This window comes from Vallitalea sediminicola, assembly GCF_054408565.1.
In genome coordinates this window covers 1-12,962 of record NZ_BTPT01000089.1, presented here as the reverse complement: position 1 = coordinate 12,962, position 12,962 = coordinate 1, and the positions used below count along the sequence as shown (strand labels likewise).

At 31.2% G+C, this 12,962-nt stretch carries 11 protein-coding genes; 3 read left to right on the top strand and 8 right to left on the bottom strand.

Annotated features, from left to right (window positions below):
- Nucleotides 1-53: 53 nt before the first annotated feature.
- From ACX6CF_RS25050 to ACX6CF_RS25040, 3 genes are read right to left on the bottom strand one after another with little or no spacing between them, the layout of a single operon-like run.
- Entirely contained in the window at nucleotides 54-308 is a 255-nt protein-coding gene (locus ACX6CF_RS25050) for a hypothetical protein (protein WP_458788116.1), read from the bottom strand.
- A gap of 56 nt (nucleotides 309-364) precedes the next feature.
- Nucleotides 365-583, bottom strand: a complete 219-nt coding sequence (locus tag ACX6CF_RS25045; RefSeq protein ID WP_458788115.1) for a hypothetical protein — start codon at nucleotides 581-583, stop codon at nucleotides 365-367.
- Nucleotides 567-980, bottom strand: coding sequence for a hypothetical protein (locus tag ACX6CF_RS25040; protein ID WP_458788114.1), 414 nt, complete (start codon nucleotides 978-980; stop codon nucleotides 567-569). Before ACX6CF_RS25040 ends, ACX6CF_RS25045 begins: the two co-directional genes overlap by 17 nt.
- Before the next feature lie 185 nt (nucleotides 981-1,165).
- On the opposite strand from ACX6CF_RS25040, the gene ACX6CF_RS25035 reads away from it, so the two are divergent.
- Complete coding sequence (locus ACX6CF_RS25035) at nucleotides 1,166-1,591, top strand: hypothetical protein (RefSeq protein ID WP_458788113.1); 426 nt, start codon at nucleotides 1,166-1,168, stop codon at nucleotides 1,589-1,591.
- A gap of 77 nt (nucleotides 1,592-1,668) precedes the next feature.
- On the opposite strand, the gene ACX6CF_RS25030 is transcribed toward ACX6CF_RS25035, so the two are convergent.
- From ACX6CF_RS25030 to ACX6CF_RS25015, 4 genes are all read right to left on the bottom strand, one after another.
- Nucleotides 1,669-4,026: a discoidin domain-containing protein gene (locus ACX6CF_RS25030; protein ID WP_458788112.1), complete on the bottom strand. Its 2,358-nt coding sequence runs from the start codon at nucleotides 4,024-4,026 to the stop codon at nucleotides 1,669-1,671.
- Between the two features lie 21 nt (nucleotides 4,027-4,047).
- Nucleotides 4,048-4,884, bottom strand: coding sequence for a carbohydrate ABC transporter permease (locus ACX6CF_RS25025; protein WP_458788111.1), 837 nt, complete (start codon nucleotides 4,882-4,884; stop codon nucleotides 4,048-4,050).
- Nucleotides 4,885-4,898: 14 nt separating this feature from the next.
- Entirely contained in the window at nucleotides 4,899-5,783 is an 885-nt protein-coding gene (locus ACX6CF_RS25020) for a carbohydrate ABC transporter permease (protein WP_458788110.1), read from the bottom strand.
- 187 nt (nucleotides 5,784-5,970) lie between these two features.
- A complete protein-coding gene (locus ACX6CF_RS25015; protein ID WP_458788109.1) occupies nucleotides 5,971-7,269 on the bottom strand; it encodes an ABC transporter substrate-binding protein in 1,299 nt (432 codons plus the stop codon).
- A gap of 260 nt (nucleotides 7,270-7,529) precedes the next feature.
- On the opposite strand from ACX6CF_RS25015, the gene ACX6CF_RS25010 reads away from it, so the two are divergent.
- Both ACX6CF_RS25010 and ACX6CF_RS25005 read left to right on the top strand, forming a co-directional pair.
- Nucleotides 7,530-9,353: a sensor histidine kinase gene (locus ACX6CF_RS25010; protein WP_458788108.1), complete on the top strand. Its 1,824-nt coding sequence runs from the start codon at nucleotides 7,530-7,532 to the stop codon at nucleotides 9,351-9,353.
- Entirely contained in the window at nucleotides 9,331-10,926 is a 1,596-nt protein-coding gene (locus ACX6CF_RS25005) for a response regulator transcription factor (RefSeq protein ID WP_458788107.1), read from the top strand. The genes ACX6CF_RS25010 and ACX6CF_RS25005 overlap by 23 nt, the downstream gene beginning before the upstream one ends.
- A 108-nt stretch (nucleotides 10,927-11,034) precedes the next feature.
- On the opposite strand, the gene ACX6CF_RS25000 is transcribed toward ACX6CF_RS25005, so the two are convergent.
- A complete protein-coding gene (locus ACX6CF_RS25000; protein WP_458788106.1) occupies nucleotides 11,035-12,654 on the bottom strand; it encodes a hypothetical protein in 1,620 nt (539 codons plus the stop codon).
- Between the last annotated feature and the right edge of the window lie 308 nt (nucleotides 12,655-12,962).

Here is a 12,962-nt window from a genome sequence, read left to right as displayed (position 1 = left end):
TTTGTATAGCTGGCTCCTTGAAATAGAAGAGTGAAACTGCACACATCTACTATTTACTTTGTTGCCTTCCATAAATTCTCACCGATTTGTGTAAAGCTGTATCTATTACTTGTTAAATAGTCTATTTCCCTTTGAAAAAATCTAGGTGCACCATTATCCAAATAGTAACCTGCCATAGGATTATTTGAGAGCAATATTTCTTTACCAGCACTAATCTGACTATCAATAAAGGCTTCATTTACCTTCCATATTTCATCGTAATCATTACCTGCAGATTTGACAAGGTCATCCCAAACGCCATCACTCATCTTAAAGTAAGTGTATCCCATACTTTCTGCAACTTCATCATATGAACCTGTAACTCCTAATACAAATTTATACTATCAGCATTATTTAATGATTTCGCTAAATAATTATCTATTTGCGAATTAGTAAGTCTTACCGTCCCCTCACCACTTACAATCCCAATTCCATCTTCACCATAAACCCTATCAGGCACTACATCATTTTGCATATGAGAATCAACCAAGCCATCAAATTTACTTTTCTGCATAACAGTTAAATCATCATAAGAATTCATCATTATTCAATAGCACTTCATAATGGTCTTTTCTTTTAAATATTTTCTTGACGGATTTTATAAACTCGGCAGGTTTCATCTTTAACAGTTTCTTAACACTGCTGCCCATTTTAACAACTTGTTTAACTGCCTTTCTAAATCCACCATTTTTAACAAATTGAGTTAAGCCCTTAATTCCTTTTACAAATCCACCTGCTTCTACAGCAAAGGTAATGGCTTCACCGATTAACTGACCAATCATAAATCCTTTATCACCAGCATCAGCATTATCATATTCAGCTTTCCATTCATCATAAGTCTGCTTAATCATGAGTTTCATAAGTTCTCTATTTTTTGATGAAAAAGGAAGGCTTACTACAAATGTTATAAAAAACCCTAATTGTTCTGGGTGAGTGAACACGGAGTAGATACCTTCTATTGTATCATATATACCTTTGATAGGTGAAGTGACACCACCAAAAAATAATCCTGCTCTAAATCACCTTTTTTAAAATTGTATAACTAATTAATTCATATTATGTCAATACTAAATCTATGATATTTTAAAATAGTTCTAAAATAAGAATTGTAACTAGGAGAATATACATGTTTAAAAAAAGCAATTATATACTTATATTTATACTCTTTATCATTATAATAATTTATTTGATAAAGCCTATTAAATACATTAATTACTCTAATATTGATAAAATAGTAATCGTTAATGAATCCGAGAAAAGTCAAGATCCTCTGACACTTAACAATAATGACTTTATCAAACTCAAGAAATCATTGGGAAAATATTCTTTATTAATATTTACCCTGGATGTTGATAAAGTCCTATATAATTTACGTATGGATTTATATGACGGTTCTAATAAAAAGTATAGTATGTATTTTTACTCTAGTGACATGAGTAATAGTAAAAAAACAACTATTGCCATAGATCAGTATTATAAAATTGATCATGATATTATTAAAACCCTTGAAGAAATTTTGATAGATAATGATTTTTCATTGGAAACCTATTGATATATATGAAAATATCCTAACGGTAATCTACCATTAGGATATTTTCTGTTTGCTACTTTAACATTATAATTCTATATCTATTTACCATACACTTCAAATTCAAATACCGAATACCCCCATTCGGTAGCCCTCCTCATACCATACATCCTGACGTACCTACCTCTAACAGGGCTAAAAGTAATCGTATCAATTCCTCCATTGCTATCATTAGTGGTATATACATCGGTAAAATCACTACCATTACTAGATACTTGAATCTTATAGCTCTTACCGTAAGCTACTTCCCAATTAATAATCACTTTATTTATTTCATATTCTTGTCCCAAATCTACCTGAATCCATTGGGGATCACTGTACTTACTAGCCCATCTTGTTGATCTTGTACCATCTACTGCTAAATTAGCTGTATGGGAAGTATTATTTTCTACTGATGTACAGGTAACTACTTTGTTAAGAGCTAAGTTGGTATCTTGTGCTGGATTACTTGGTATGATAATCTCTGTCGGTGTACCTGAGTCTACTCTCATTCTATTATTTAAAAATGTAGAAGTAATAACAGTACATGCAGTAAATAACGATGGCATAACTCCTTCTATTTCACAAGAGTTATTTTTAACAATCATACGCTCTGCAAATGAGTCGGCTTTCACACATTCTCTTAGATTAATGTTAACATATTCCTTAAATTGTTGATACATTCCATTCTCTAGCAGACCGTAGAAAACAAAATCCGAGTCTGGGTGTTTTTGCTTATTAAAACCACACATAGGAGCGTTAGCATTATGATAACCAAGATAATAATCTTTAAACCTTTGTACTAGATCATCTGATAATCCTCGCACATCAAGTGCTGTACAAATCATATGTGGTAAGTCTTCTTTACGATAAGAATAGTAATGAGAATTATTCTTGGTAAAATAGTATTGATAAATTTTAGATGGTGATACGAACCATTTTCTAAAATTAGTTATCATAGCTTTCTGCTTATTTTCCCACATTATTTTATCCTCTGTTAAACCAAGTACATCACAGATCATAATTGCATAATCCACATCTCTTAGCCATGATACAATGAATTCCATATCCTTTTCACCATCTAAATTACACCACTCCCATATCCATCTTGGGTTTTGTTCTCTCCATTTAAGATAACGTTTTATAGCAGGATAGACATTTTCTAATTTAGTATAATCATTGTCCATAGAATAAAGATACCAAGCAGTTTGCGCCTTTCTCGACGGTAGGCATTCTCCTGGTAGTTCTCCACTACCATCCACATGAGACATTAGTCCTTCATAAGCTTTCCATGCTTCATCAGGTAGCATATAAGCTAAAAATTGGTATCCAAGGAAAGATTCCCAAGCGCATGTTCCTGGACAAGCACTGTTACCTCCGTCCCATAAAGAAGGTTTTCCACATAATACTTGGGGATAATCATAGTTATCCTCTGATATGTTCTTTACATAGTTAGCAAGTACAAAAGTCCATGCTTCATAATATTTTAATTTATGCTGTTCTGTTGTTATACCATCTGTTGCTACATCCTTAATACCCCACACTGTTGGCTTAGGTACTTTTCTAAGCAATGTATTATAATATGATTTTGTATCAATCAACGTTTGTGTAACAGATTGAGTAAGAGTTTCACTTACTCTGCTGACAGCATCTGCAGTTGTACCTGCTCCACGAGCTACAAAACCAAATACCATAGCATATTTCTTAATGCCTGTGCCAGCATTTATACGAACACTCCATTGTGAATTATTTATTGAAGGCTGTTCATTAAGAACTACAGCATTACCTTCGTCATCGATACCTACTATCTTCAATACATAATCATAGTTATTGGCCACAACATGAATAAGTCCATCTTCAGCTAACCAATTTGCTCTATTTCCATTGACAAAACCGCTCATGATAATATCCTTATTACTGTTTCCGTTCACTTCAATAACTCTCATGATTGTATCCTCATTATCAACAAAAAAATCATATCCGTTAAGAGTTGTTCCTGTAAGCTGATTATAACTTGCTGAATAAGCTATTTTATGTGGATACCAAGTTGTTGCAACAGTTGTAGCCTCCTGTCCACTTCCACCTACTGAAGCTAATTGTACTCTACAAATATTCTTAAGTTTTGTACCTGATGTACCTACGAATCCACCTATGCATAGTGGAAGATCGTTAGCCATATAGCTATTACTATATGGTGTTGCATTCATCGTAAATCGTGTACCCGGATAACTTAACCAGCGAGGTTGGATAGCAGAAGTATCTACTATACTGTCACAATCAAAATTAAGATCTCCAGACATATCCATATCACCTACCATATTACTGGCATAAACTGTAGTATTGGTAGACAAAGTAATGGCAATTGTAATAACCATTGCTAGTACAAAACTCACTTGTTTGTTATATTTACATAATTTCATATATATCCTCCTCTTTTTTATTTATTTTAATATCTCTCCAGCACTAAAACTATGTTCAATCATATTACTAAACTTCAAATAAAATAATAATGTTGGTACACTTGCTATAACCATCGCAGCTCCCATTGGACCCCAATCCACTGCATGTGTCCCTTGAAAAGACATTAATCCTAGTGGTAATGTTTTTAAAGAATCGTTATATATAAATGTTGACGCCATGATAAATTCATTCCATGCATTTAAGAATGTAAATACCCCAACTGTCGCTAATGCCGGTTTAATTAAATTAGTCACAATCAGAAAGAAACTCCTAAAGATACCACACCCATCAATAAACGCTGCTTCTTCAACTTCTTTGGGAATACTCTTCAAAAAGCCTGATACAATATAGATACATAGTGGTAAACCTGTACCTATATAAGGTATAATTACAGCTAGATAAGTTCTAGTCAACTGCAATCGACTCATAATATAAAACTCAGGAATTAATATAGCTTGTATAGGAATCATAATTCCTGACAATATGAGTACCATAACCAATTTAGATAATCGCCAATTCATTCTTGTTAAACCATAAGCTGCCATTGATCCAAGAACTAGTACCACAATTAGAGTAATAGTAGTAACAACAACACTATTTAAAAAATAATCTTGTATATGTCCTTTAATCCATGCGTCATAATAGTTACTAAACATCCATTTTTTGGGTAGACTTAATGCCCCATTCAAGACAATATCTTTATTGCTTTTAAACGAAAAGAGTAATGTCCATATTAGAGGGAATATCTGAATAATGGAAAATATAATAAGTACAGTGTATTTTATGTATTGTTTTCTTTTAGATTTTTTTTCTTTCATTTACATCCCCTCCTCTAATACTGAATAGTTTCTTTTCCCATTAGCTTGTTAATGATGAATGTTACCACCAAACATTCAATAATTAATAAAATGGCTAGAGTACTACCATAACCATAATGCATCATAGAAAAAGCCTTCTTATACATCCATATAGCCAATGTAATACTGGAATTGTATGGACCACCACCTGTCATAATATAAACATTGTCAAACACTTTCAAGGATCCAATTACAGCAAGTACTATATCTACTTTCAGCACGTTGGACATAAGAGGCAATGTAATATTCCATATCATTCTTAGATTACCAGCTCCATCGATCTCAGCTGCTTCATAATAGGTCTTGGGTATATTTTTCAACCCAGCATACATAATCAGCATATGATAACCTATAAATTGCCATGTGATAGTAATAAATACACTAATAAGTGCTAAATCAGGGTCAGATAACCACTCTCTTTGTAATCCTTCAAGCCCTATTACCCTTAGTAGATCATTAAGAAGCCCTGTATTGGGTTCATAAATTTTTGTCCACATAAGACTGATAATAGTGGTAGATAATACACAAGGTATGAAGTAGATTTTTCTAAATTTCGTAGCACCTTTTACCTTAGTATTTAATATATACGCAAAGAAGAAAGATAATGGTAATTGAATAACCAATGATAAAGCCACCATTAAAAATGTATTGAAAACAGATGACCAAAATATATCATCTTTGGTTAAAGCATTTACATAATTATCTATACCAATAAATTTCATCTCAGTAATGCCATCCCACCTAAAGAAACTTGAATAAAGTGTTTGTACAATTGGAATTAAAAATGTGACAGCAAATACTATAAATGCTGGCATTATAAAAATATAAATATATCGTTTATTGCTAAAAATCTTTTCCATATATATTCTCCTAACGTAATAAAAACCATGAACAAGCTTTTAATCTTATGATATAAGAAAATTATAAAATTCAGAAATCTACTCCAGACACTAACGGCAAATGTTTGAACTAAAATGAAATGCCGAACATTTATATGAACACCATTAATGAATCCTTTTATATAATTGACTATGTGTAGTGTATTACTTACTCACTTATAATTTTTTGTTGCTCTTCTACATATTTTTGAGGATCTAAATCCCCTGAAAAAAGTTTTTGATTCAGATCACGATAAGGTTCCCCTTTGTCTTTTGGTAAAAAATCAGCCCAGTAAGTCTGAATAAACTTTACGTTCTTAATATCTTCTATGTACTTCGCAAACTCTGGATTAATCTCTTTCTCAGATAATACAGATGTTTCCATGTAAGGGATTCCACCTTGTTTTACTGTTAATTCATTATTGATATCTACAAACTTAAGTAGAGCTTCTTTGGCTAAATCAACGTGTTTAGATTTTGAAGATACCATAAATCCCCATGGCTTTACATTTCTTGTTCCACAGATACTCTCAGACGCTTGTGAATCCGCTCCGATTGCAGGGAATGGTGCATAACCTAAATTGTCACCTAAACGACCAATCAAATCATCAAAAGCCCATGTTCCAATAAAATACATAGCTATCTTATCTGATTCAAACATCTCTACTACTTCTGGTTCAATAGCACCCATATACCCTTTTTGAAAAGCATCCAATTTAACTAATTCCTGTACTTTCTTAGCTCCATCAAGAAATGCTTTATCTGTAAAGTCTATCTCACCTTTTATAGCTTTTTCGAATGCTTTTGGATCTTCCCTAAGCACCATAGTATTATAGAGTAGATCTCCCATCCAACGATCCTTGTTACCCAATCCAATAGGTGCATAACCTTTTTCACGAATAGCTATCACCGCATTTTTGAATTCCTCCCAATTCTTAGGAACATCAATACCTACTTCATTAAAAATTTTCTTATTATAAAACATGACTTCAGCCATATCTGCTCTAAATGGTACAGAATAGATATCCCCTTCTTCATCAGCTTGTAAATATCCTTCATAGAATTTTTTCCCAATTTCTGTGTTATCTAATGTATCATTGAGTGACGATACTGCTTCAGCAGTTATAAATGGATCACGGGCATTACCTGGATGAACAATAAATATGTCCGGTAATTGATTACCTGCAAGTGCCACTTTTAATTTGGTATGATAGGTTTGACCGTTAATAGCTTCATATTTAATGGTAATACCTAATTCCTCTTCTACTTGTTTTATGGATTCTTCAAATCTCAAAGACATAGCATTATTAGGATCATCAACTATATTCCAAAAACTAAGCTCTACGTTGTTTTCGACTTTCTCTGGTGTTGATCCGTTTCCAACTGTTTCTTTATTGTCTTTACTTGCACATCCTGTACATAACATAACTAGAATTAAAAGTGTACTAATTAAACATTTTCTTTTCATCTAAACTACCTCCCATAATATATTATCTTACTCAAAGCATGAATTTTCTAGAATATTCATCATTTATTCATATCCTTTAGTTAAATGCATGCTCTTAAATATATTATACAATCATTAATCATATATAAGAATGTAAAAATTTAAGGTTTTTTGAAAAATTTTAAGGTTTTTTGAAAAATCATCTTGTATTAATATATATTTTTAATATAATAGTATTATAAACAATCTGATTAACCTATGTATTTAAAGGAGAATCGCTTATGTACTTTCATATTTTCAAGAAATTATCCAGAAAGATCACATCCAGTATTAAAATAAAAATTAATTTACTTATCACTATTATGGTTCTCATATCTATAATCATTATCTCAATCATCTTTAGCCGAATTTACTCGAAAACCATGATAAAGCAAACCACTACATCAAGCATTCATAAATTACAACTCATATCCAATAACATTAATCTACTAACCACAAGTATTGAAAACTATGCTCATATGATTATTACATCTCAACAAATGCAAAGCATTATTAACGATGATATTTCTAGTTCTAATCACCTTCAACATCTTAATAATATTAACAGCCTTAAGGGTACCTTCTCCAACCTAATTGCACGAGATGATATCATTAATTCTATTATCATACTTAACCTTAAAGACGGATTCATCTACGATATAGGTGGAAATACATCAGATATGCAGAGCAATCATATAACTAATGCTTCCATTTCCAATCGTCTACTTGATGAAAAAGAACACTATATATGGACCGATGTACATAAAAGTCCTTTCAAAGTAACCTCTAGATCTACTTATATATTTACCTTATATGAATCTATCATGAATATGGATACAGGATATATTGATGGTATTATCGCCATTAATATTAACGAATCAGCTATTTCATCAATACTATCACATGACCTAGGTAAAACTGGTGAATTTTTTATGCTAAATCCTCAAGGACATGTTATGGCTTCTAGTAATTCCAAGCTGTTGATTAGCAACATATCCGATCAAAAATACTATACATGGTGCAAAAACATAAATGAAGGTGGAGATATCATTACTATCAATGGTATTAAACACCTAGTAGTCACTTATGTGACAAAAAATAATTGGCGACTCATAGGTAGTGTTCCATTACGAGAAATCCTACCCTCAAGCCGTAAAATTAATACCTATATTTTCATTATCAGTATTATTATCTTCACAATTACTAGTATAATCTCTCTGTTTTTATCCAAGCGCATTATTGCACCTTTTCTACACTTGGCATGCCTCATGAAGAAAACTGGTACCTGTGGTAACCTTAATCTTCGTGTTGATGAAAAGATATATAAAGATGAGACCAGAGTATTATCGGAAAGCTACAATAGTATGATGTCTAGAATTAGAACACTTATTGATCAAGTAAAAGAAGAACAACGCATGAAACGAAAATATGAAATATGTCTTATCCATAGTCAAATTAAACCCCATTTTCTATACAATTCCTTAAATACTATTTGCGGATTGATGTGTTTAGATGATTATCAAAAAGCTTTACATATGACTCAATGCTTAGGACAATTTTATAAATTATCACTTGATACCGAAAATACGCTCGTTAAAATTGAGGAAGAAATAAAACTCATCAAGAGTTATGTAGGTATCCAACAAATCTCTTATGGAGATTCACTAACATTCTTCACAGATTTTGATGATAGCATTCTCTCTACACACATACCAAAGTTCTTATTACAACCTTTGGTGGAAAATGCTTTTAAACACGGTTTTTGTGGAATGAAAGAACATGACCTAGTTTTGTGTATATCCGGTAAACGCCTTACTCAATATATTGAACTATGTGTGAGTGATAATGGCAAAGGTAATGATCCTGAGTTCATAAAAAGCCTTTTTAGTGACAGTTGTCATAACCTAGGTCATTTTGGATTACACAGCATTGATGCTATGCTACGTTTTCATTACTCTGATACTTATATCCTTAAATGGGACACAGAAATAGATAAAGGGATGCGCATCACCATATTACTACCTATTGGAGAGGAGTCTTATAATGATAAAAGTTTTATTAGTTGATGACGATTATGCTCAATGCGCATATTTACGTAAAATCCTAGATTGGAAATCCTTTGATTGTAACATTGTAGGAGAATTCAGTAATGGGTTAGAAGCTCTAGATGGCATAATTCTTAATAAACCCGATGTGATTTTTTTAGATGTGGATATGCCTACCATGGATGGACTTACTTTTCTTGAGCATCTACATGCTCAGAAAAGTTCTATTAAGACAGTTATCGTAAGTGGTCACAGAAAATTTGATTATGCTTGTAGAGCTATGTCCAACGGAGCCCACTTCTATCTTCTAAAACCTATTAATAAAGAAGAATTACTTGATATTCTTAGAAAAATAATAGCCATAATTGAAGAGGAAAGAGCAGAAGAATTGGAACTTAACGTTTTGCATGAAAAATTAGATGAAACAATGCCCTTACTTAAAAATCAATTACTAAGAAAAATGGTAATAAATTGCATAAATGAACCATGGTCTGATATAGATGTAGAATCAGCTCTTTTTAATGTAGATATTACTAGTTCTCATCTTCTAACTGCAGTTATTGAGAAAGATGACGACTTTAATAGTAATACTTCTAATAATCATGACATATTACAGCATACCCTAGAAGATGCTTGTCTCACTTATCTTAAAAATTATATTTATGATTCATTCATAGATGAATTACATAACCTCACATTGGTTGTGGACATATTACCTGAAAATCGTAGTCTTATACTAGAAGACCTATGTAAACTTGTTGAATATATACATATTAATACTAATCAAACTATCACCATAGGCTGTAGTCGATTATATCCAATGAACTTGATTTCTAAAGCTTATGAAGAATCTTATCATATATTACAATCTAAAACCTACTTAAGTTCTAATACTGTACTGGATTATAACTCTAATCAGCCAGTCAATAAGCCTTATGTAGCCTTAACACCTCAATATAAAGAACAAATATCCCTATGTATCAAATATAACAATCCAGAAAAATTAATATCAATAATCCATGAAATTTATGAAAATCACAGTAGAGGACAAGTAACTATGCCCGACTTAAGAATAATATCTTCTGAACTTGTGACAATTGGAATAACTTATCTTTCTTCCTTGGGTTATTCTATATCTCAAGTGTTCGGTAATAATTATAATCCTCTACACTTATTGTTAGATTATAATTCTCTATATGGAATTAAGCAATACATCATACATTTCTTTGAAACTATCTGCAAATATACAAAAGATATAGCTCCACCAAAGTTAAATAATGTAATCATAAAAGCACAAAACTATATCCAACAACACTATGATGAATCTGGGCTTTCCCTTGAAAATATAGCTACAAGTCTATACATACACCCTGTGTATCTTAGCTCGTTATTTAAAAAAAGTATACATAAAACTATCACCCAATATATTATTGATATAAGAATGGAAGAAGCCATGAAAATCATTAAGCTGGAACCTAGTACTAGTGTAGGAAAGATCGCTTCATCAACTGGTTATGAAAACCCTTATTATTTTAGCAAAGTATTCAAGAAATACTATGGTGTTTCACCTACTGACCTTTTGAAAAAGGTTTAAAAATGATTTTACATATGAAAATATCCTAACGGCAATCAACCATTAGGATATTTTTATTATTTAATATTAATTTAACTATCTCCTGTTAAAACTTTTATTTATATTGGTCTAATCGTTAGGATTCCGTTCTAAGTAAGCAAGCCAATCATTTTTAGCTTCCTCATATGACACACCGAATGCTTCCATAAAACTTTTATCTGTATTATCATCAATGTAATAACAGTCAAAATAACTTTTAAGAGAATATTCTTCAATTAAATAAGAAGTAAAGGAACAAGCTTGCTTATAATTAAGTTCATTTCCAAGTGAAGCTACCTCGTCAGCAATATTATATATCTGGGATATAGGTCTAAAACTACTACGTTCAAAAACTATTTCACTATTAGAAGAACCATAAGCAAGAGCATCTACATATAGTTTTCTATTTTCAATATCTAATTTATTATTCCCTCCATACATCTTATAATATTTCCAAATATCTTTCCACATCTCTTTTAGATCAGGTGATTCTATTAAATTCAATTCATCCTTATCAGAAATCATTAATTCCATCTCATAGTCATTAGGATAAATAATGTATCTAAGATATTCTGCTATACCTTCTCGCATCCATTGTTTCGTAGCATGAAAAAATGATGTTAAAGCAATGGTATGTGCATATTCATGAAGATGGAATGGGGAAATAGTCAAAATTATTTTACCATTTGATAAAACTCGTGAAAATTCATCTTTACTCTGAGTAAAAAGATATTCCAAATCTTTATCTATGTTAATATCTTTTAAGTAAGTAGGTACATTCTCTTCCAAGTATTGATAGATACATTCCCTTCCTTTCTTATCTTTGCATAGAAACAACTCAATGTCTGATGCATTTTTCAAGTACTCAACAGGTACCATATAATAAGTTACTTCTGGCGACTTAATAATCAAAGGATATTCCTTATTACTAGAATAAGTGTAATACCCTTGCTTAATTTCATTTTTATTCTCATATGATTTGTTTACACCTATAGATTTTAACCACTCTGTTTTTATACTTGTATCATAAAATCTAGTCATTATAACTTCTTTGCTATAAGATTGGTCTATATAAGACACAAGAGCTGCTGCTGTATCCACTACCATTTTGATTTCATCTTCACTATTCCAAAGTTCATAGAACCTAGAACCAGATAAACCAAGTATGGATATGTCGTCTATTTCATTATAATAACTACATAATTTATCGGTGTCTGTTGTTTCACCAAAAATATACTCTGTTAATCCATGAATCAATGCAGGTTCTGTTAGATTATATGATGCTCTGACTAAAGATGTTTGATAAGTTTTGTTTCTTATATCATCAACTGTACAATAAATTCTATTACCACCTGTGTAAACAGAATAATCTTTATTAACTAAGGGGGTATCAATTATATAGACTTCAATTCCCTCACTGGAAAGTTCAAGAAATTTGTCTTTTATAACTTTTATATCTTCATTTAGTGTTTTTTCTATTTCCTCAGCTAATTCTTCAGTATACAAAGATTTGGAAATACCTATTCCAACCTTATCGTAAACACCATAATACATACTTAAGCGTCTATTGCATATTTCGTCTCTATCAAATTTCTCCAGGGAATACTCAATTTCTTGTGAAGTTTCAGTAACTGATTGGTTGTTTTGACAGCCTACACATACCGTCATAAATATTATTATCACTCCAAGGATACTAATATGTTTTCTCATACTTTTCTCTCCTCTCAAAATAAATTTATTTGTACATGGAGTCCCTATTGTAATTAGTAAATAATATGTAGTTATAAAAAATATGGAATTTATTTTAGTAGATTCTAGAGAAAGGTATTGTTTTCTAATGATGTTTATTATACTTGAGAATATGATTTGTTTTAGCCAAAGTAATTATTTATCTTATTTATTATATCATATATATAATTTGTTAGTATAGAATATTCTAAAAATATATCCATTTAAGTTAAATACTATATAATATTAATTTACTGACTATAAATTTTGTATTAAAAAAAGCCTGAAAG

What these genes read in the sequence shown, in the direction of transcription:
- ACX6CF_RS25050 (WP_458788116.1), bottom strand. Translation starts at nt 308, where the DNA reads ATGAGTGATGGCGTTTGGGATGACCTTGTCAAATCTGCAGGTAATGAT.
- ACX6CF_RS25045 (WP_458788115.1), bottom strand. Translation starts at nt 583, where the DNA reads ATGATGAATTCTTATGATGATTTAACTGTTATGCAGAAAAGTAAATTT.
- ACX6CF_RS25035 (WP_458788113.1), top strand. Translation starts at nt 1,166, where the DNA reads ATGTTTAAAAAAAGCAATTATATACTTATATTTATACTCTTTATCATT.
- ACX6CF_RS25030 (WP_458788112.1), bottom strand. Translation starts at nt 4,026, where the DNA reads ATGAAATTATGTAAATATAACAAACAAGTGAGTTTTGTACTAGCAATG.
- ACX6CF_RS25025 (WP_458788111.1), bottom strand. Translation starts at nt 4,884, where the DNA reads ATGAAAGAAAAAAAATCTAAAAGAAAACAATACATAAAATACACTGTA.
- ACX6CF_RS25020 (WP_458788110.1), bottom strand. Translation starts at nt 5,783, where the DNA reads ATGGAAAAGATTTTTAGCAATAAACGATATATTTATATTTTTATAATG.
- ACX6CF_RS25015 (WP_458788109.1), bottom strand. Translation starts at nt 7,269, where the DNA reads ATGAAAAGAAAATGTTTAATTAGTACACTTTTAATTCTAGTTATGTTA.
- ACX6CF_RS25010 (WP_458788108.1), top strand. Translation starts at nt 7,530, where the DNA reads ATGTACTTTCATATTTTCAAGAAATTATCCAGAAAGATCACATCCAGT.
- ACX6CF_RS25005 (WP_458788107.1), top strand. Translation starts at nt 9,331, where the DNA reads ATGATAAAAGTTTTATTAGTTGATGACGATTATGCTCAATGCGCATAT.
- ACX6CF_RS25000 (WP_458788106.1), bottom strand. Translation starts at nt 12,654, where the DNA reads ATGAGAAAACATATTAGTATCCTTGGAGTGATAATAATATTTATGACG.